Origin of the sequence: Micromonospora trifolii (assembly GCF_050516465.1) — a bacterium.
GTDB classification, from domain to species: Bacteria; Actinomycetota; Actinomycetes; order Mycobacteriales; family Micromonosporaceae; genus Micromonospora; species Micromonospora trifolii.
In genome coordinates, this window is sequence record NZ_CP191526.1 from 4,659,476 (window position 1) to 4,678,986 (window position 19,511).

Genomic DNA, 19,511 nt, shown 5'->3' on the forward strand with positions numbered 1-19,511 from the left:
AGGAACGGAGCCCCGGCCAACCTCTGACCCGATACAGCTCAGCGGGCGGCGTTGGCCGCCAGCAGACCCTTCTTGCGACTGGTCAGGATCGTGTCGACCAGCCCGTACTCCTTGGACTCCTCGGCCGTCATGATCTTGTCACGGTCGATGTCCTTGCGAACCTGCTCGATCGGGCGGTTGCAGTGGCGGGACAGCATGTCCTCCAGCTGCGTACGCATCCGCAGGATCTCCCGGGCCTGGATCTCGATGTCCGAGCCCTGCCCGTAGCCGCCCTCGGTGGCCGGCTGGTGGATGATGATCCGCGAGTTCGGCAGGGCCATCCGCTTACCCGGCGTGCCCGCCGAGAGCAGCACCGCCGCCGCGCTCGCCGCCTGCCCGAGGCAGACCGTCGAGATGTCCGGACGGACGTACTGCATGGTGTCGTAGATCGCCGTCATGGCGGTGAACGACCCACCCGGCGAGTTGATGTACATGATGATGTCGCGGTCCGGATCGGTGCCCTCGAGCGTCAGCAGCTGGGCCATCACGTCGTTGGCCGACGCGTCGTCCACCTGGACGCCGAGGAAGATGATCCGGTCCTCGAAGAGCTTGTTGTACGGGTTCGACTCCTTGACCCCGTACGACGTGCGCTCGACGAACGACGGCAGCACGTAGCGGTTGTGCACGGCCGCGAACTGGGGCGGCAGGCTCAGATCGGTCATCGTCAGCTCCTCAGCTCAGGGTCCCGGCGCCATCCGGAACCTGTGCGGCCCCGATGATCACCTTGTCGATGAAGCCGTAGTCCATGGCCTCCTGGGCGGTGAACCAACGGTCCCGGTCCGAGTCGGCCTCGATCTGCGACTGGCTCTGGCCGGTGTGGTGCGCGACCCGCTCCTGGAACATCCGCTTCGTGTAGAGCATCTGCTCCGCCTGGATGGCGATGTCGGACGCCGTGCCGCCCAGACCACCGGACGGCTGGTGCATCATGATCCGTGCGTGGGGCAGGGCGTACCGCTTGCCCTTGGTGCCCGCGCAGAGCAGCAGCTGACCCATCGAGGCAGCCATGCCCATCGCCACGGTCGACACGTCGTTGTCGATGAACTGCATGGTGTCGTAGATCGCCATGCCGGAGTAGACCGAGCCACCCGGCGAGTTGATCCACAGGTTGATGTCGCGGTCCGGGTCCTCCGCGGCGAGCAGCAGCAGCTGCGCGCAGATGCGGTTGGCGACCTGGTCGGTCACCTCACTGCCCAGGAAGATGATGCGTTCCTTGAGCAACCGGTTGTAGACCGAGTCGTCGAGGTTGCCAATGGAGTCGCCACCGCGCGCTTCAATCGCCCGGAGCGACTTCTTGGGGATGTGCATGTCGGTCATGGCAGCCCTTCGCTCTCCGTACCGTCTTTCCCGACACTAACCGCTGTGCGGGGCGGCAGAGTCCCGGTCGGGGCAGTGTTCGCTCTCAGCGCAGCTGTGTCGGGCGTACCCGCGGCGCGGGCTTCCGGGCGTACCCGGCAGTGCTTGTTGCTGCCCGGGCGTACCCGGAAAGGGAAACGGCCGTCGTCCGCCGCTCAGCGGCGGACGACGGCCGCACCCGACGATCAGTGGTCGTGGTTGTGCTCCGCCTCGTTGGCGGCGCGCAGGGCGTCGAGGGTGATCCCGTTGCCGGCCGAGTCCTTGATCGTGATCTTCTCCATGACGGCCGCGAGCGCCTTGCCCCGCCGCACGTCGCCGAAGACCGCGGCGGCCGCGCCGGAGCGCACCAGCTGGTCGTAGTACTGCTGCGGGGCCATCCCGGCACGCTGCGCCCGGTGCACGATCTCGTGCCCGAACTCGTCGTCGGAGACCTGCACGTCCTCCGCGTCGGCCAGCGTGTCCAGCAGGAGCTGGACCTTGACGCCCTCGGTCGCCGCCTCGGTCAGCTCGGCGTCGATCTGCTCCTCGGTCTTGTCCTCGGCCGCGAGGTACTCCTCCATCGAGGCGCCGATCCGCTCCAGCTGGTCGACCATCGCCTGCTTGCGGCTCTCGACCTCCTCGCGGACGACACCCTCCGGGGCGGGGATGTCGGCGGCCTCGACGAGCTGGGCCAGGGCCTTGTCCCGAGCGGCGTAGATCTGCTCGACCTGCTTGCCCTGGGTGACCCGGGCCCGCAGGTCGCCGCGCAGCTCCTCGATGGTGTCGAACTCGCTCGCCATCTGGGCGAACTCGTCGTTCAGCTCCGGCAGCTCCTTCTCCTTGACCGTGCGCACGGTCACCGCCACGTCGGCGTCCCGACCGGCGAAGTCGCCGCCGACCAGCTGGGTGGTGAAGGTGGTGTCGTCACCGGCGGCGAGGCCGACCACGGCCTCGTCCAGGCCCGGCAGGAGCTGCTTGCTGCCCACCTCGTGGGAGATGTTGCTCGCCTGGCCGCCCGGCACGTCCTCGCCGTCGACGGTGGCGTTGAGGTCGATCTGGACGTAGTCGCCCTCGGCGGCGGCCCGCTCCACGGTCTTGAGGGTCGCGAAACGCTCCCGCAGGTTCTTCACCTGCTCGTCGATCTCGCTCTCGTCGATCTGCAGCTCGTCGACGGTCACCTCGATGGTGCTCGCGTCCGGGATGGTGATCTCCGGGCGGACGTCGACCTCGGCCGTGAAGTTCAGCGAGTCACCGTCGTTGAACTCGGTGATCTCGACCTCCGGGCGCCCCAGCGTCTTCAGGTCGTGCTCGCGCACCGCGGCGAGGATGTTCTCCGGGATGGCCTCCTGGACCGCCTCGTTGAGGACGGTGCCCCGGCCCACCCGCTGGTCGATCACCGCGGTCGGCACCTTGCCCCGGCGGAAGCCCGGAACCTGGACCTGCGAACCGATCTCCCGGTACGCCTTCTTGAGGCTCGGCTCGAGCTCGACGAACGGCACCTCGATGGCGAGCCGCACGCGCGTCGGGCTCAGAGTCTCGACGGTGCTCTTCACAGGCGTACTCCTTGACGGATCTCAGTTGAGTCTGGGCGTGATTCAGCCCATCGAGTGTAGGCGAGCCGGCCTGACGCTCCGGCATCGCCCGGGGACCGCACTGGGCGGCACCCGGGGCGGCCCGGCCGCGGACGACAGTCGGGGTGGCGGGATTTGAACCCACGGCCCCTCGCTCCCAAAGCGAGTGCGCTACCAAGCTGCGCCACACCCCGTGGCGACGTGCAGTCTATGCCGTCGCCACGCCTCAGTCGGTGCCGGGGCATCCCCCACCCGGACACATCACCCGAAAATCACCATTCCACCCCGCCCGCGTGCCGCCAAGATCCGCAAAGGGGCGCCGCGGAGCGGCTCCAAGATCCCCGCAGCTTCACGGATGTAGTGGTCTCCGCGCGCGGCGAGGCCACTACATCCCGGATGTTGCGCGGATCTTGGGTCGCCGCGCCGCCGGGTCGCGGACGACGCGGCACCGCAGGGCGGTGGCGCGGTTACGCGTCGGGCGTCGGCATTGGGTACGCTAGGGGCGCGTCCTGTTTCGGCGGGATGCACGCGGGCGTAGCTCAATGGTAGAGCTTCAGTCTTCCAAACTGACTACGCGAGTTCGATTCTCGTCGCCCGCTCCAACGCCCTCCGGCCCCGGTCGGAGGGCGCTTTGGCGTACAGGACTTGGCGCACGGGACGCTACGGTCGCAGATCCGGTCCTCCCTGGAAAGAAGCGCCAGCCATGATCCTTCCGAAGGTGCGGGACCCCCGCTTCACCACTCTTCGGCGCGGTGGAAGCCTCACCGATCCGGACCACCACCTGCTCGCCCTGTGGGCCGCGGCATGCGCGGAGCACGTCCTGCACCTGTTCGAGTCGGTGCGGCCCGACGACCCACGACCACAGCAGGCGATCGAGCACACCCGCGCCTGGGTGCGTGGCGAGGCCACGATGACGCAGGCCCGCGCGGCGGGCGGTCATGCCATGGGCGCGGCCCGAGACCTGCGCGGGGCGGCACGACATGCCGCGTACGCCGCCGGCCAGGCGGGAGCCGTCGCACACGTCGCCGCGCACGAACTGGGTGCGGCCGCCTACGCGATCAAGGCCGTGCGCGCCGCCGCCCCGGACGGCGAGAGCGAGGCGGCGGGGCGTCTCGAGTGTCGGTGGCAGCGTGCGCAACTCCCGGAGGCGATCCGCGAGCTGGTGCTCGACGACCAGCGGCTGCGCAACGACATCTGCTGGTCGGTCTTCGACTGCTGAGCGGGCTGACCGCCGACCAGCCCGGGGCACCGGAAGTTCGGTGTTCGCCGATACGGCTCCTGTGCAAACGACGACGGGCGGCCGAGACTGTAGCGATGTCATCCGATGGTGAGGGCGCCCCGCGCAGGCAGGTCGCCAGCGCCACTCTGCTCATCCTTCTCGGCGTGCTGGTCCTCTTCGTCCCGGCGGGTGACGAGGGCTGGGTTCTCGTACCGATCAGCGAGGGCCATGGGCTGTCCGCCGTGGACGGCGTCGGCGCGGCGCTGCTGACCTGCGGCGGCCCCTGGCTGGAGGTGCTGGTGGTACGACGCCTGCCGTACCTGGCCCTGCCCCCACGGGCCCTGTTCGCACTCGGCCTGCTGGCCGGCCTCGGTGTGGGGCTCCTGGTCGCCTCGGTCTTCGCTGGATTCTTCTGGTGGTGGGCGGTCGGCGCCGGTGCGCTCGGCATTGCCGTCCTCGTCCTGGTTCCGCTCACGGCGCGCCGTTGAGAGAGACGCGCCGCGCCTCGTACGGGTCACGAGGCGGCGGGCTCTGACACACAGCGAGGCCCAGGTGGACCGCACGGTGGCGGCACCTGGACCCACTCGGCGAGGCCGAGTCGCCGTGTCACTTCAGGTGGAACCGTTCGTCGACCGCGAGAGCCGCCAACTGCGGCACCGAGAACGGCAAATTCTTCAACGCCGGCCGCCTCTCGTCGAGCCGCACGCCCTGCGCCACGAAGACCACCACACCGTCCGGGTGCCGGTACGCCGACCACTGGTCGAGCCGATCGTCGCTGCCCGGTCGAACCACCACGCCGACCCGCGCGGCTCCGACGGTCTCGACCCGGCAATCGCCCCGCATGCCCCAGAATTTCTGGGCCAGGTCGCACGGCTCGGTCGGCAGCTGGTTGCCGGCGTCGTGCACCTCGACGATCACTCGCCCGGTGCCCTTGCCCTGCGCCACGGCCACTGAAGAGGAGTAGCTCCACACGTCGACGCCGCCCACCCTCTCCTCGAACTGCGCCTGGTGGGTCCGCAGCGTCCGCTCCTCGGCGGACTGGCTCGGCGGATCCTCCGGCGTGGTGAAGCCGGAAGGTACGACCGAGACGGCCTCATTGAGCAGGTGAACTCCCTGGTCGTGCTTGGATCCGGCCCGCGCGGTCCGGTCCTCCTGCGGTTGCCCGTCCGGCCCGGTCGGCCACGGCTCCTTGGTGTCCGGAGAAGCCAGTGGCCCCTGGCCCGCCGGTTGGTAGACGTGGCCGTCCGGAGTGGCGACGGCCGCGAAGCCGGTGACCGCCAGCACGACAGCCGCCGATCCGAGGAACGCCCACAGCGCACGTCGGCGGAAGTGCGTCCGACGTGCCGCGCCGAGCGCGGCTGTCGTACTCAATGGTGGTGGCGGGGTCATCCCCGCCATCTCGCTGCGCAGCCCCTCGCGCAACTCCTGCTCGTTCATCGCTCCCCCATCTCGATACCGCTGTAGGTGGGTGTCAGGAGGCCGCGCAAGGTGTCGAGCCCGCGTGCCGCCTGGCTCTTCACCGTCCCTGGAGAACACTCCAGCAGCGCCGCGACGTCCTCGATCGACAGGTCCTCCCAGTACCGCAGAACCAGCACGGCCCGCTGGCGCGGTGCCACCCGGGCAAGCGCCTGGAGCAGCACCAGTCGGCTCTCCGGCGAGTCGGGCGGGGCCACCTGCTCGGCGTCCTCGCCACCCACCCGCTCACGCCGCCACCAGCCGCGGCGGCGCTCGTCGAGGAAGGTCCGGATCAGGATCTGGCGCACGTAGCTGTCGAGCACCTCGTGCCGGGAGATCCGGTTCCAGACCCCGTAGAGCTTGACGAACGTGGTCTGGACCAGGTCTTCGGCACGGTGCCAGTCGCCGCACAGCAGGTACGCGGTGCCGCGCATGGCACCGGACCGTGCCGCGAAGTACTCGGCGAACGCCTCGTCGCGATCGCTCATTAAGGCCTCCGATCCCCGTTTCGAGATAGTCACGCGGGGTCCGGCCCCGGGGGTTGCTCCGGAACTCGCGCTGATGTCACGGGGATCAACGCCGGAAAGGCACGGAGCACGCTACCCCATCTTGACAGGTGTCGATCTATGCACTGGTGTGTAAGGACCAAACACATCGACGTCCGTCACAGGAGGGCACATGATCGTCCGACGACGGTGGACAGCTGCCGCCACCACAGTGATCCTGTTCAGCGCAGTGTTGTCCCATCCCGCTTCCGGATCGGCCGCACCCGCCGCCCCGGCCGCACCGATCACTCTGAGCGCCACCGAAACCGCCCTGGTCCGAGTCCAGCTCCGCGATCAGGCCCAGCTGGACCGGCTCGTCGCCACCGGCGCGGACCTGGCCAACCGGCCCCGGGCGCGGGACGGCCGGATCATCGCCGACCTGGTGCTCAGCGGCGCGCAGCTCGCCGAACTGACCGCGCAGGGCGCGACGGCCGTGCAGATCGTGCAGCGCGCCGGGGACGGCAACCGGCACTACGCCGACAGCGTCCGCGCGGCTCAGGCCCGCACCGCCGCCGGGCTGCGCGCGCCGGCCGCTGGCCAGCGGTCCACCGCCGCCGCCGCTGCCGTGGACACCCTCCAGGTGCAGCAGGCGTACTGGTGGACCACTACCGGACAGACCTTCCTGCAGGCCCAGGTGGCCACCACCGCCACCGACGACCCGGACGTGGAGATCACCGTCAGTTGGCGGACGGCGGACGGCGCCACCGGCTCGTTCCCGCTGTACCGGTTCGAGGACTCCGGCGAGTACCAGTACCACTACGCGCTCCCTGAGCCGGTGCCGAGCCGACCGGTGCAGCTGAGCGCCACCTCCACCCTCGGCGGGGTCAGCCGGGCGGTCACCCCGACGCTCTGGCCGAACGCCTCTCCGCCGCCGCTGCCGGCCGGCTACCAGAAGGACTTCATCGACGCGTACCTGACGCCGACCGACATCCAGGCGCGGATCAAGCGGCTGGCCCGCCAGTACCGGGACCTGGTGGACGTGATCGACCTGCCGAACAAGACCCAGGGCTACCGGCGCACCGCCGCCGGCTACCTGGGCGACCCGGCGGTGGCCGCCCTGGTGGTCGAGTCGGTCCGCTTCGGCGACCAGAGCATGAACGGCGTACAGGTGCGGACGGTCGACCCGGGCCGGGCGAACCGGCCACTGACCGTCGGCTACCGCGACCGCGTTCTCACCGTGTCACTCGCCACCGACACCGCCGGCAAGACGGTGAGCACCACCGACGAGGTCGCTGCCGCGATCAACGCCCGTCAGCCGGACCGGTTCCGGGCCACCGTCGAGGACGGCTCGGCCGGGCTGCCGATGCCCGTCGCCGGCCCCACCCGACTCGACGACGGCCTCCAGGGCACCGAGGTGCCGGCGCGACCGTGGACGGTGCAGGCTCTGCGCCTCGGCGTACACCGGGACGGCTCCCGCGTCGGGGTGCTCGCGTACTCCCAGGAACACGCCCGGGAGTGGGCCACGCCGCTGGTCACACTGGAGTTCGCCGAGCGGATGCTGGCCAACGCCCGGACCGACCCGGCCACCCGTGAGCTGCTGGAGCAGGTCGACATCTTCGTCATCCCGATGGTCAACCCGGATGGCGCGAACTACTCGTTCAACGACTTCAACATGCAGCGCAAGAATCTCGTCAACCACTGCACCGGGGCGGCCCGCGACCCGAAGAACCGCACCTCGTGGGGCGTCGACCTCAACCGCAACTACACCGTCGGGTCGTACTTCGACGGGTACGTGGGCGCCAGCGCCAACTGCCTGTCCGGCACCTACGCGGGCACCGCGGAGCTGTCCGAGGCGGAGAGCCGCAACGTGATCGCGCTCGCTCAGGACCACCCGAACATCAAGTTCGCGATGAACGTGCACTCCTACGGCGGGTACTTCATGTGGCCGCCGGGGGCGTACCGGGCCGACGGCAGGGTCACCCTGCCGCGACCGTCGATCGACGAGTCGACGCTGTTCCTCAACAGCGCCCGACGGATCGTCGGCGCCATCGAGCAAGAACGCGGCACCGTCACCTGGCCGTCGCAGACCGGACCAGTCGCCGACGTGCTCTACTCCGCCGCCGGCAACTCGGCCGATCAGCTCTACTACGAGCTGGGCATCTTCGCCTGGGACTTCGAGGTCGGCAACGACCGGTGGAACCCGGCGACCAACCAGTGGGAGGGCGTCGGCTTCCAGCCGCCGTTCGACGAGGCGCACGGCGAATCGCAGGAGTACGCCGGCGGGCTGGTGGAGATGGTCCGGGTGGCCCGCGACTACGCCGCCGCCGAACCCGCCGGCTGACCCTCGGCGGTGCCGCGTCCACTCATCGGGGCGCGGCACCGCTGGCCGGATTTCACCCGTTTCCGCCGGGTGCCTGGCGGGTAGGGCGAGTCCATGGACACGAACACCACGGCCCACCTGGTGGGCGGCCCCCGAGACGGCAGCACCCACGAGACCGGCAACGAGGCACTCGTCGAGGTGGAGATCGACGGCCTGATGCACCGCTACATCAAGACCACCAAGCAGCACGACGATGGTCGACCGCTCTACAACTACGACGGGGCGGTCGCCCCGGACGGCGGCGAGCCCGGCGTCGAGGATCCGGCCGCCCGGGTCGCGTCGCCCCGAGCCGACGCCGAGGGGCACGGCGGCACCCACTGACCGCCGCACCATCGGGATCACGCAAGCCCACGAAGGAGGTACCGGTCGGAGCCGCCGGCCACGGATGAACCGCGGCCGGCCGGGTAAGCGGCAACCTTGCCTGGTGGGGAGACGACCGGGTGCACGGGTGGGCGGTCTTGGACAGCCCGCCCGTGCACGCCCGGTCAGTTCGAGGAGATCCAGTTCCAGGCCGAGACGACCCACTCGGTCTGCTGGAGCCACGCCACGCCGAGGCCGGCGAGGAACACCGCCGTCGCCAAGTGGGCACCTCGGGCGCTGCGCCGGACCCGGCCCAACTGCCGCTCCAGCACCACCCGGCCGACCAGCCGGAACAGGGCGAACAGGCCGACCGCCACCAGCAGGCTGAGCACCAGCACCAGCAGCGGACCGCTCAGGTCGCCCTGACCGGACAGCGCCCAGATCCCCCAACACACGAACGCGAAGAGGCCGGCCGCCGCGCTCCACTCACCGCCGCGCCGCAGCTGCGCCATCCGCGAGCTCAGCGAGCGGCGGGGCACCGGTTCACCGGGCCAACCGGTGCCGGTCGGCTCCTGCTCCACCACCGGGAACGGCTCCGTCCGCGGCGTGCGCGGCTCACCCACCGGAGCGACCCCCCGGCGGAACCCGTCACGCTGCGGCGGCACCCCGACGCCGGCCTGCGGTGGCACCTCCACGGTCCGCTCCGCCCACGGCTGCGTCTGGTCTGCCATCTCGTCCTCCCCCTGACCGACGGCAACAGCACCGCCTGGATTCGAGGGTAGCCAGCCGGCAAATCGGTCGCCGACCCCGGCCGGGACGCGAGGCCCCGCGACGGTCCCGGATCAGACCCGGCCAGGGTACGGTCGGCTGATGGGTGACCCCGACCGACGACGGCGACGGCTGCGCCACCACGCCGACACCGAGACGGCCAGGCCGGGTGCCGACGGCCCGACGGCCAGCACGCCCGGCGTGCACGACGGTGACGACCCGCCGCCGCGACGCAGGAACACGGGCGGTGACGAGCGCGACGGCGAGCGAGGGCTGCGCGGGTTGGTCGGTTCCGGCTCGTCCCAGGTGGGGCTGAGCGCCGCGCTACGGGCCCGGGACGCGGCCCGCCCCACCGACGACGACCTGGCCGAGGCGGAAGCCCGGGTGGTGGTCGTCCGGCGGAACTGGGTGCCCCGCGAGGAGCTGCCCCGCTCGCCGCGCTGAGCGCCGCACGGTCAGGGCAGGTCGGGCAGCTTCCGGGTCCGCTCGTACTCGGCCACCTGGGTGATCCGACGCGCGTGCCGCTCGTTGCCGGAGAACGGCGTGTTCAGGAACGCCTCGACGATGCCGGTCGCCTCGTCCAGCGTGTGCTGGCGGGCACCGATGGCGACCACGTTCGCGTCGTTGTGCTGGCGGGCCAGCTGAGCGGTCTCGACGCTCCAGGCCAGCGCGGCGCGGACGCCGGCGACCTTGTTCGCGGCGATCTGCTCACCGTTGCCGGAGCCACCGATCACCACTCCGAGGCCCGTCTCGTCGGCCACCACCTGATCGCCGGTGTGCAGGCAGAACGTGGGGTAGTCGTCGTCCGGGTCATAGCTGTGCGGGCCGACGTCGACCACGTCGTAGCCCTGCATGGCCAGGTGGTTGGCCAGGTGCACCTTCAACTCGAAACCGGCGTGATCGGATCCCAGGTAGACGCGCATACCGCGCAGTCTGTCAGGCCGCGCTCGGGGACGTCACAGGGGCGGCGTCCCCGAGCCGAGTTCGTCACACGGTCGTGGGGATGGCGCTCAACGCGGCAGCTCGGCGACCACCAGACCACCCCGCGCCTTCGGGGTGAACCAGGTGCTCTTGCGGGGCATCTTCTCCCTGGCCAGGTTGACCGCGACGAAATCCGCCACGGTCACCGGCGCGATCAGGATGGCCAACTCGGCCCGTCCGGCGTCGACCTCACCGGTGAGCCAGCTCGCCGGGTAGTCACCGCCGACGTAGGTGATCCGCTTGTCACCCGGGTCCAGACCGAGCGCGTCGCGCAGCACCAGCCGCTCGACCAGGGCGTGGTCCAGGTTTTCCAGGCGGGCGGCGGCGGTGGCGGGCAGGCGCACCGCGTACCCCTGGCCGTCGAGGCGGAGGTGCACGGTGCCGCCGGCCGCCGGGACCTCGACCGGGCCGTCGATCGGCTCGACCTCGGCGCCCGCGGCCCGCAGCCGGTCGAGCAGCTCGGGCGGGGTGGTGGTCAGCTCGCTGACCAGCCGGTTGTACGGCTGGATGGCGACCGACGCGGGGGTGGTGACCACGGCCAGGAAGCGCGGCAGCCCGCCGGTCTGGGCGGCCAGGCTGCGGTGGTTGCCGTCCGCGACGACCAGGTCTCCGCCACCGGCGAGAGCGGTCAGCGTGGCCTGCTCCGGGCCGGGGCCGAGCAGCCAGATGGCGTGCGTGCGCCCCGCCTGGTCGGTGTCCGTCGCGGCGGGCGCGCCGGCCGTCTCGGTCGCCGCCGCGAGCGCGGCGTGCAGCTCGTCACCACGCCCGGTCTGCAGCAGGAGTACGGGTGAGAGCAGGTGGCCAAGCGCGTCGGCCAGCGCCACCCGCTCGCGCACCTTGGCGATGAAGACGTCCTCGTTGCGGATGACCAGGCCCGGCTCGTCTGCCCGGGTGGAGATCTGGTCGGTGTCCACCATCGCGAACAGCCCGTACGCCGGCTCCTCGCCGGGCGCGCTGATCCGGTAGAGCACCACCACCTGCTCGGCGGGGGTGTAACTGCCGTCGGCCTTGGCCTCGCCGAGGCGGGCCACCGCGTCCGGCAGCGCGTCGAGGAACGACTTGCCGAGGCTCTGCGGGGCGCGGTGCGGCATCTCGATGCCGAGAGCACTGTGCGGGTTCGACTCGATGATCGCGGTGATTTCCGCGTCGTCGGCGAACTCGTCGTAGTTTTGCGCGCCGGTGCCGCCAGTGGTGACCCAGGCCCGGGTGATCGGATGCACGACCGTCATGCCCACTGACGCTACCGGCGACGGTGTCGCCGCCGGCGGGGACCCGCGGGGCGTCCACCAGATGAAAGCGCCGGGTGGGGCCCGGGTGGTCAGCCGGCGCGGTCGGAGGTGCCCCGGCGGTGCTTGCCCGCGCTCGCCGGCCCACCGTTGCCACGCCGACCGGTCCCGATCGGCCCGGCGTTCAGGGCGCGGCGGGGCGACGCGGGCGGCCCCGGCACGGGACGGTCGGGGGGAGGCGTGGGCACGGGCCGCGGGCTCAGCGGCGGCGTCGGCACCGGGCGCGGAGGAGCCGGCGCCGGCGGCGGGGGCGCCGGTTCGGCCGGTGCCGCCCCCGACGGCACCAGCGCCGGCGCGTCGACCGGCACGGCGTCGACGGGCGACGGCAGTGGGTCGATCGACGCGGGCGGGGTGAGCCGGGAGGTCACCGGGACCCGCGCCACGCCCACCACGATGGGCGGCGCGAGCAGATCCACCAGGTGGGCGGGCAGGTCCGGGCGGACCGTCGGCCAGCGGAAGTCGTCAACGGACCAGTAGTCCGCGCCGGGAGTCTCGATCACCCCCTGCCGGGTCAACTGATCGTCACCGGACGCACGGTGCTTGGCCATCGGGATTTGCCTCCACGAACTGCGGCGTGCGGCCCTGCGGGTCGCTGCGGCGGACACCGAGGGAAACGACGCCGCCCGCCTCCCGGTGACGCCACGACCCTCCGCCGACCTCGGCGCCCGACCCGAAACGCCCCCGTCCGCGCGACTGACGAAGCACGGACGGGGGCGCGGTGGTCGTCGCTCAGTCGAAGATCGGGCTCTGCTCGCGGGTGCGCTTGAGTTCATAGAAGCCCGGGGTGCCGGCGACCAGCAGCACGCCGTCCCAGAGTCGGCCGGCGGCCTCCCCCTTCGGAGCCGGAGTGATCACCGGGCCGAAGAACGCGACCGGGACGCCGTCCGGGCCGGGCGCGTGCACGACCGGAGTGCCCACGTCCTGCCCGACCGGGCGCATGCCCGCCTCGTGGCTGGCCCGCAGCGCCTCGTCGTAGTCGGTGCTGTCGGCGGCCGCGGCCAGCGCCGGGTCGAGGCCGGCCTCGGTGAGCGCGGCCACGTACAGCTCCGGACCCCGCTCCTGCTTCTGGAGGTGGATCCGGGTGCCGAGCGCGGTGTAGAGCGGGCGCAGCACGTCATTGCCGTGGAGCTGCTCGGCGGCGATGCAGACCCGCACCGGGCCCCAGGCGGTCTTCAGGAACTCCTTGTAGTCCTCGGGTAGCTCGTCCCGGCCGTCGTTGAGCACGGCCAGGCTCATCACGTGGAAGCGGATGTCGACATCCCGGATCTGCTCGACCTCGAGCAGCCAGCGAGAGGTGATCCAGGCCCACGGGCAGGCCGGGTCGAACCACATGTCGGCGGTGACACGTTCGGTCACGGTCAGATCCCTTCGTGACGGGTGGCGCCGACAGGTCGGCGTCTCAGGAGAATCTTCACCCCGCAGCGCATCGACCGGCACCCGAATGAGAGCGTGACCTCGGCCACCGCGGGCTGCCCGTACATGGAAGACTCGAATCGGGCCAGCCGTCACGAGCGGTAGGCGAACGGGCGCCGCCGGGCGTACGGCGACATGTGGGATGGAGACGAACAGTGCCGGGAGTGCGCAACCTGACGCAGGTCGAGGCGACCGAGCGGGCCCGCCTGCTCAACGTGACGGGGTATGACATCAGTCTGGACCTGTCCAGCGCCGTGCTGGCGGCCGACGGCCGCACGTTCAGGTCGACCACCGAGGTGCGGTTCCGCTGCTCCGAACCGGGCGCGAGCACCTTCATCGAGTTGGCTGCCGAGTCGGTGCGGTCCGCGACGCTGAACGGCACGCCCGTCGACCTCTCCGACTGGTCCGCCGAGAAGGGCCTGACCCTGTCCGGGTTGGACAGCGACAACGTCCTGGTGGTCGAGGCCGACTTCGGTTACTCCAACAGCGGTCAGGGTCTGCACCGCACGGTCGACCCGGTGGACGGCGAGACGTACCTCTACAGCCAGTTCGAGACGGCCGACGCGCAGCGGGTGTTCGCCTGCTTCGACCAGCCCGACCTGAAGAGCGTCTACACGTGGCACGTCACAGTGCCGGCGCACTGGCGGGCGGTCTCCAACATGCCGGTGCAGCGGGAGGAGCCGGCGGGTGAGGCGCTCAAGACGCTGCACTTCACCGAGTCGCCCCGGATGAGCACCTACATCACGGCGATGTGCGCCGGGCCGTACCACGAGGTCCGCGACGCGCACGACGGCATCGACCTGGGGGTGTTCTGCCGGGCGTCGATGGCACAGTACCTGGACTCCGACGACCTGTTCCTGATCACCAAGCAGGGCTTCGACTTCTTCCACGAGAAGTTCGGCGTGCGCTACCCGCTGCCGAAGTACGACCAGCTCTGGGTGCCCGACTTCAACGCCGGCGCGATGGAGAACTTCGGCTGCGTGACGCACGCCGAGTCGCACTACCTGTTCCGCTCGCAGGTCACCGACTTCGAGTACGAGCAGCGGGCCAACACGATCCTGCACGAACTGGCCCACATGTGGTTCGGTGACCTGGTCACCATGCGCTGGTGGAACGACCTGTGGCTGAACGAGTCGTTCGCCGAGTGGGCCAGCCACTGGTGCAACACCAACGCGACCCGGTTCACCGAGGCGTGGACGACCTTCCTGTCCATCCGGAAGAACTGGGGTTACCGGCAGGACCAGCTCTCCTCCACCCACCCGGTCTACACCGAGATGCCGGACATGGAGGCCGTGGAGGTCAACTTCGACGGCATCACCTACGCCAAGGGCGCGAGCGTGCTCAAGCAGCTCGTCGCGTACGTGGGTGAGGAGCCGTTCGTGGCCGGGCTGCGGGCCTACTTCGGCAAGCACGCCTGGGGCAACGCCACCTTCGACGACCTGCTCACCGAGCTGGAGGCCGCGTCCGGGCGGGAGCTGCGCAAGTTCGCCGCGCAGTGGTTGGAGACCGCGCAGGTCAACACGCTGCGGCCGGAGGTGACCATCGGGGCCGACGGCACGTACGAGCAGGTGCTGGTGCGGCAGGAGGCGCCGGCGGCGTACCCGACGCTGCGCACCCACCGGATCGGCGTGGGCCTGTACGACCTGACCGACGGGCGGCTGGTCCGTCGGGAGCGGTACGAGGTGGACGTGACCGGCGAGCACACCGATCTCGCCCCGCTGCGTGGCGTCCGGGCGGCCGACGTGTTGCTGCTCAACGACGACGACCTCAGCTACACCAAGCTGCGCCTCGACGAGCGCTCGATGGCGACCGTGGTGCAGCACATCGGTGGCTTCGAGTCGTCGCTGGCCCGCGCGCTCTGCTGGACCGCCGCCTGGGACATGATCCGCGACGCCGAACTGTCCGCCCGCGACTACGTGGCGCTGACGCTGAGCGGGCTGCCCGCGGAGACCGACATCAACCTGGTCACCGCCACACTGCGGCAGGCGACCACCGCGCTCACCCTGTACGCCGACCCGGCCTGGGCGCCGACCGGCTGGGCCGACCTGGCCCGTACCGCCCGCGACGCACTCGCCGCCGCCGAGCCTGGCAGCGGGTTCCAGTTGGCCTGGGCCCGGGCGTTCACCTCGGCGGTCCGCTCCGAGGAAGACCTGGCGACGCTGCGCGGTTGGCTGGACGGCACCGGCATGCCGACCGGGCTGACCGTCGACACCGAGCTGCGCTGGTCGGTCCTCGCCGCGCTGGTGGCCAACGGTGCCGCCAGCGCCGCCGAGATCGAGGCGGAGCTGAGCAGCGATCGCACGGCCAGCGGCGAGCGGGAGGCCGCGTACGCGCACGCGTTGATGCCGACGGCCGAGAACAAGGCCGCCGTGTGGGCCCTGCTCACCGGCCCGGACGCGCTGCCCAACTGGCGGCACCGGGCGCTGTTGCAGGGCTTCGCCCATCCGGCGCAGGTGGATCTGGTCGCCCCGTACCGGGAGCGGTACTTCGCGGCGGTCGGGCAGGTGTGGGCCACCCGGGACAGCGAGCCGGCGCAGGAGTTCGCCCAGCTGGCGTACCCGACCTACCTGGTGGCGGACGACACGGTGGCGGCCACCGACGCGTGGTTGGCCGGTGACGGGCACCCCGCCCCGCTGCGTCGGCTGGTGGCTGAGGGCCGCGACGGTGTGGTGCGGGCGTTGAAGGCCCGCGCGAAGGACGCCCAGAGCGCCTGAGCAGCGTTGTCCGGCCCGGGGCCGGCGTGGGTGTGAGCCCGCGCCGGCCCCGGGTCGTTTCTCGGTCCCGTCCGAAGATCCGGCTTTGGTCGCTTCTGTGACCGGCCAATAACACGCGGTCACTCGCATTGGTACGCATCGACGGAACTTTCCGGGTCCTAGACAAAAGATCCGAATGGTTGCCGCGCATCAAGTAATCGATGTGTGACGATCTCGTGCGTTGTCGCCACCAACGCACGGGGAGGAACCGTGGCCTTACGCCATCGCGCGTTCTGGACACTACTGATCGTCACCGCATCGGTCCTCACGGTACCGACGGCGCCCGCCACCGCCGCACTCAGTCGCCCTGAGCCCGCCACCGAACGCAGCGCGGCGCCGGCACAACCAGGCTCACCCGGTTCGTCCGCAGCAATCGCGCTGGGCCCGTCGAGCGCGCCGGTCAGCATGCTCGCCGGCCCGATCTCGGTGCCGGTCGGCACCGGCCCGGTCCGCAACGGCTCGTTCAGCAGCTTCGCGTTGACCGACCGGGTGACCGCCGAGGTCAACACCGGCTCGGGCAACCTGCTCATCCGCAGCACCGACCTGGTACTGCCCGGCATCGCCCGCGACCTCGTGCTCGGCTCTGCATACAACAGCCTGTTCACCGGCAGCGGGCTGTCGACCGGATCGCTCGGTCACGGCTGGCGGACCCGCACCGGCGTGGACGTGAAGCTGATCAAGGCCGACGACAACTCCGTCACCTACGTCGCCTCGGACGGGGTGGTCGGACGGTTCACGCCCAACGGGGCCGGCTACACCACGCCGAACGAGTTCAAGGCGACCCTCGTCACCGACGGCTCGGGCTGGAAGCTGACCGAGCACGAGAGCGGACGGCGGCTCTACTTCACCTCCGCCGGGCTGCTGGACCGCAGCCTGGACCGCAACGACAACGTCACCGACTACGCCTACGACGGCAACGGTCGACTGACCACTGTCATCTCCGACCGGGGCACCCAGGCCGTGCGCACGGCGACGGTGGTCTACGGCGGCCACGGCTACATCTCGAAGATCGAGCAGCACGGCGACGGCGGCCTGTACCGGCGCGTCGAGTACGCGTACAACGCCAACGGCGATCTCACCGAGATCTGCTCGCTGACCGAGGACGACGTCCGCTTCGTCTACGACTCGTCACACCGGATCACGAAGATCTCCAGCGGGATCAGGGGTTCGGACGTGGGTTCCGTCGCCACCCTCACCTATGACTCCGCGCACCGGGTCACCTCGATCCAGCGGGTCATCGACGAGGAGGACGCGCCGGGAGCGACCGCCGTCACCCGCTGGGCGTACCCGTCCGCCACGCAGACGCTGATCGCCGACGCCAACACCAACCAGTCGCAGCCGGTCACCTCCGTGCCGCGCACCACCTACACGATCAACTCCGACAAGCGGGTGACCAAGGCCGTCGACCCGGAGGGCAAGACGCGGGAAAACTCCTACACGCCGTACAACGACGTGCTGACCTCCACCAATGGCACGGGCGGCGTCACCAGCAACGGGTATGCCGCCAACGGCGGGCAGTCGCTGACCGCCTCTGCCGCGCCGAGCGGCGCGGACATCGCCTACTCGTACGCGAACTCCGCCACCCCCACCAATCCGACGGCGAACTTCCAACCGTCGTCCAGCTCGGACTCGCAGGGCAACAGCAGCACCTACACGTACAACGGGGCGGGCAACCGGTTGTCCTCGAAGGACGCCCAGGCCGCCGAGGCGAAGATCGAGTACAACAGCGACGGCACGGTGAAGTCCTCGACCGATCCGGGCAACGGCACGAACAAGACGACCTACCAGTACGACTCCAACAAGCAGCTGATCTCCGTGACTCCCCCGAGTGGCACCTCGCTGGGCGTCCGCACGATCAACTACGACGAGTTCGGTCGGGTGCACGAGGCCACCGACGGCGCCGGGCGCACCACTCACTTCGACTACGACAAGAACGACCGGGTCACGAAGATCAGTTACTCGGACGCGACGCCCGACGTCTCGTACACCTACGACGCCGCCGGCAACGTCTACGCCCGAGAGGACGGCAACGGCTACCAGAACTTCGCGCACGATCGGCTCAACCGGCTGGTCGGCCGTCAGGCCACCCACCAGTACGTCTACGACCCGGTCGGCAACCTCGTCGAGTTGCGCGACCAGCGGGGCAGCTCGTTCTACACGTACAACGCCCGCAACCTGCTCACCAAGCTGGTCGCCGCCAACGGCACCTACACCTTCGAGTACGACGACGACGGGCGGCGGACCGCCACCAGACTCGCCGTCTCCTCGGTGGCCGTTGCCGAGACGGTCACCGCGTACGACCAGTCCGGCCGGATCACCCGTACCACCAGCAAGCGCTGGCAGTCCGGCACGGCCAGCACCGTCTTCGACGTTTCCTACTGCTACGCCAAGCGAGTCGGCACCGCCGCCTGCTCCAACGCCAAGACCGACGACACCGGCCTGCGGCAGTGGCAGACCGACCACCACCGCAGCGGCGCGGTCAGCCTCTACACCTACGACCAGGGCAACCGGCTCACCAAGGCCACCAGCATCGACGGCAAGACCTACGACTACGCCTACGACAGCAACGGCAACCGCACCTCGGTCAAGGTGGACGGCACCACCACGCAGACGCTGACGTACAACGCCGGCAACCAGATCACCAGTTCCGGCTTCAGCTACGACGCGGCCGGCAACCAGAAGAGCGGGTCGGCCGCACGCTCCTTCGTCTACAACGCCGCAGGACAGGTCACCAGCGGCAAGGACTCGACGAACGCGTCGGTGACCTGGGAGTACAGCGGACCCAACCAGATCGAGCTCGGTTGGAAGACCACCCCGTCGTTCGAGCACCGGTACCTCTACGGGCTGGACGACCAGAACGGCCAGCCGATGCTGCAGAGCTACACGGTGCCCAGCTCGTACAGCAGGCATTACGTCGAGCGGGACCAGCTCGGCACTCCGCTGGGCTTCCGGGCGAAGACGAACGGGGTCTTCCACCACTACTTCTACGTCCTCGACGGACTCGGGTCGGTGGTGGCCCTGGTCAAGTACGACGGTTCACTGGCGGCCTCCTACACCTACGACCCGTACGGCAAGGTGGTCAAGACCGTCGACAACGGCGACGAGACCGAGGAGAACGCGCTCGGGTTCGCCGCTGGTCTGCGCAGCGACGACCTCACCAAGTTCGGCCGTCGCTGGTACGACCCCGCGACGGGTCGCTTCACCCAGCAGGACAGCCTCGCCTTCATCGGCGACCCGGCCACCGGCAACCGGTACGCCTACGCCGCCGCGAACCCCGTGAACTACCTCGACCCCACCGGCCTGGAAGTCGACTACGGCGAGTCCTGCGCGATCGGTGCCGCCGGCGGCCTCATCACCGGGGCGATCGGTGGGGCGACCGGCGGAGTCGCCGGCGCCCTGGCCGGCGGGGCCCTCGGTGCGGTGGGCGGCTGCGTCGGTGGCGTCGTCACCAAGTACCTGACCGACGAGGCCGACGAGGACTGACGGCGCGAGGCCACGGGTAGTGGTCGACACGGTGACGAAGGAGGAC

Annotated in this window: 17 protein-coding genes and 2 tRNA genes; 8 read left to right on the forward strand and 11 right to left on the reverse strand. The window is 70.4% G+C overall.

Annotation, left to right across the window (positions count from 1 at the left end; genetic code table 11):
- Window positions 1–38 precede the first annotated feature (38 nt).
- The 4 genes from ACQRWP_RS21580 to ACQRWP_RS21595 all read right to left on the reverse strand — a co-directional run bounded on the left by ACQRWP_RS21580 (window position 39) and on the right by ACQRWP_RS21595 (window position 3,136).
- A complete protein-coding gene (locus tag ACQRWP_RS21580) occupies window positions 39–701 on the reverse strand; it encodes an ATP-dependent Clp protease proteolytic subunit (RefSeq protein WP_030333536.1) in 663 nt (220 codons plus the stop codon).
- A gap of 10 nt (window positions 702–711) precedes the next feature.
- Window positions 712–1,353, reverse strand: a complete 642-nt coding sequence (locus ACQRWP_RS21585; protein WP_430497280.1) for an ATP-dependent Clp protease proteolytic subunit — start codon at window positions 1,351–1,353, stop codon at window positions 712–714.
- 224 nt (window positions 1,354–1,577) lie between these two features.
- The gene (gene tig / locus ACQRWP_RS21590; protein ID WP_354945627.1) at window positions 1,578–2,924 is read right to left on the reverse strand and encodes a trigger factor; all 1,347 of its coding nucleotides are present in this window, start codon (window positions 2,922–2,924) and stop codon (window positions 1,578–1,580) included.
- A gap of 138 nt (window positions 2,925–3,062) precedes the next feature.
- A tRNA-Pro gene (locus tag ACQRWP_RS21595) sits at window positions 3,063–3,136 on the reverse strand.
- A gap of 334 nt (window positions 3,137–3,470) precedes the next feature.
- On the opposite strand from ACQRWP_RS21595, the gene ACQRWP_RS21600 reads away from it, so the two are divergent.
- From ACQRWP_RS21600 to ACQRWP_RS21610, 3 genes are all read left to right on the forward strand, one after another.
- Window positions 3,471–3,544, forward strand: a tRNA-Gly gene (locus ACQRWP_RS21600).
- A 101-nt stretch (window positions 3,545–3,645) separates the two neighbouring features.
- On the forward strand, window positions 3,646–4,161 hold the full coding sequence (locus ACQRWP_RS21605; RefSeq protein WP_430497282.1) for a putative immunity protein: 516 nt from the start codon (window positions 3,646–3,648) through the stop codon (window positions 4,159–4,161).
- A 95-nt stretch (window positions 4,162–4,256) separates the two neighbouring features.
- Window positions 4,257–4,649: a hypothetical protein gene (locus tag ACQRWP_RS21610; RefSeq protein WP_430497283.1), complete on the forward strand. Its 393-nt coding sequence runs from the start codon at window positions 4,257–4,259 to the stop codon at window positions 4,647–4,649.
- Window positions 4,650–4,767: 118 nt separating this feature from the next.
- Here ACQRWP_RS21610 and ACQRWP_RS21615 read toward each other — a convergent pair whose 3' ends face one another.
- Together ACQRWP_RS21615 and ACQRWP_RS21620 are read right to left on the reverse strand one after the other, a co-directional pair.
- Entirely contained in the window at window positions 4,768–5,598 is an 831-nt protein-coding gene (locus ACQRWP_RS21615) for a hypothetical protein (protein WP_430497285.1), read from the reverse strand.
- On the reverse strand, window positions 5,595–6,104 hold the full coding sequence (locus ACQRWP_RS21620) for a SigE family RNA polymerase sigma factor (protein WP_430497286.1): 510 nt from the start codon (window positions 6,102–6,104) through the stop codon (window positions 5,595–5,597). The genes ACQRWP_RS21615 and ACQRWP_RS21620 overlap by 4 nt, the downstream gene beginning before the upstream one ends.
- A gap of 190 nt (window positions 6,105–6,294) precedes the next feature.
- On the opposite strand from ACQRWP_RS21620, the gene ACQRWP_RS21625 reads away from it, so the two are divergent.
- Together ACQRWP_RS21625 and ACQRWP_RS21630 are read left to right on the forward strand one after the other, a co-directional pair.
- Complete coding sequence (locus ACQRWP_RS21625; RefSeq protein WP_430497288.1) at window positions 6,295–8,442, forward strand: M14 family zinc carboxypeptidase; 2,148 nt, start codon at window positions 6,295–6,297, stop codon at window positions 8,440–8,442.
- A 93-nt stretch (window positions 8,443–8,535) separates the two neighbouring features.
- Complete coding sequence (locus tag ACQRWP_RS21630) at window positions 8,536–8,802, forward strand: hypothetical protein (protein ID WP_091405397.1); 267 nt, start codon at window positions 8,536–8,538, stop codon at window positions 8,800–8,802.
- A 164-nt stretch (window positions 8,803–8,966) separates the two neighbouring features.
- Here the strand turns inward: ACQRWP_RS21630 and ACQRWP_RS21635 are convergent, their stop codons facing one another.
- The gene (locus tag ACQRWP_RS21635) at window positions 8,967–9,512 is read right to left on the reverse strand and encodes a hypothetical protein (protein WP_238680812.1); all 546 of its coding nucleotides are present in this window, start codon (window positions 9,510–9,512) and stop codon (window positions 8,967–8,969) included.
- Between the two features lie 139 nt (window positions 9,513–9,651).
- On the opposite strand from ACQRWP_RS21635, the gene ACQRWP_RS21640 reads away from it, so the two are divergent.
- Window positions 9,652–9,993 carry a hypothetical protein gene (locus tag ACQRWP_RS21640; RefSeq protein WP_430497291.1) on the forward strand — a complete coding sequence of 114 codons (342 nt, stop codon included), beginning with the start codon at window positions 9,652–9,654 and terminating at the stop codon, window positions 9,991–9,993.
- A gap of 11 nt (window positions 9,994–10,004) precedes the next feature.
- On the opposite strand, the gene ACQRWP_RS21645 is transcribed toward ACQRWP_RS21640, so the two are convergent.
- The 4 genes from ACQRWP_RS21645 to ACQRWP_RS21660 form a co-directional block, all read right to left on the reverse strand.
- On the reverse strand, window positions 10,005–10,472 hold the full coding sequence (locus ACQRWP_RS21645; RefSeq protein WP_238669040.1) for a ribose-5-phosphate isomerase: 468 nt from the start codon (window positions 10,470–10,472) through the stop codon (window positions 10,005–10,007).
- Between the two features lie 87 nt (window positions 10,473–10,559).
- Window positions 10,560–11,759 carry a DUF1015 family protein gene (locus tag ACQRWP_RS21650; protein WP_430497293.1) on the reverse strand — a complete coding sequence of 400 codons (1,200 nt, stop codon included), beginning with the start codon at window positions 11,757–11,759 and terminating at the stop codon, window positions 10,560–10,562.
- Between the two features lie 89 nt (window positions 11,760–11,848).
- Complete coding sequence (locus tag ACQRWP_RS21655; protein ID WP_430497295.1) at window positions 11,849–12,364, reverse strand: hypothetical protein; 516 nt, start codon at window positions 12,362–12,364, stop codon at window positions 11,849–11,851.
- 181 nt (window positions 12,365–12,545) lie between these two features.
- The gene (locus ACQRWP_RS21660; RefSeq protein WP_357258009.1) at window positions 12,546–13,172 is read right to left on the reverse strand and encodes a disulfide bond formation protein DsbA; all 627 of its coding nucleotides are present in this window, start codon (window positions 13,170–13,172) and stop codon (window positions 12,546–12,548) included.
- A 221-nt stretch (window positions 13,173–13,393) separates the two neighbouring features.
- Here ACQRWP_RS21660 and pepN point away from each other — a divergent pair, with 221 nt between their 5' ends.
- Window positions 13,394–15,943, forward strand: coding sequence for an aminopeptidase N (gene pepN, locus ACQRWP_RS21665; RefSeq protein WP_430497297.1), 2,550 nt, complete (start codon window positions 13,394–13,396; stop codon window positions 15,941–15,943).
- Between the two features lie 249 nt (window positions 15,944–16,192).
- Window positions 16,193–19,465: an RHS repeat-associated core domain-containing protein gene (locus ACQRWP_RS21670; RefSeq protein WP_430497299.1), complete on the forward strand. Its 3,273-nt coding sequence runs from the start codon at window positions 16,193–16,195 to the stop codon at window positions 19,463–19,465.
- Window positions 19,466–19,511: the final 46 nt, after the last annotated feature.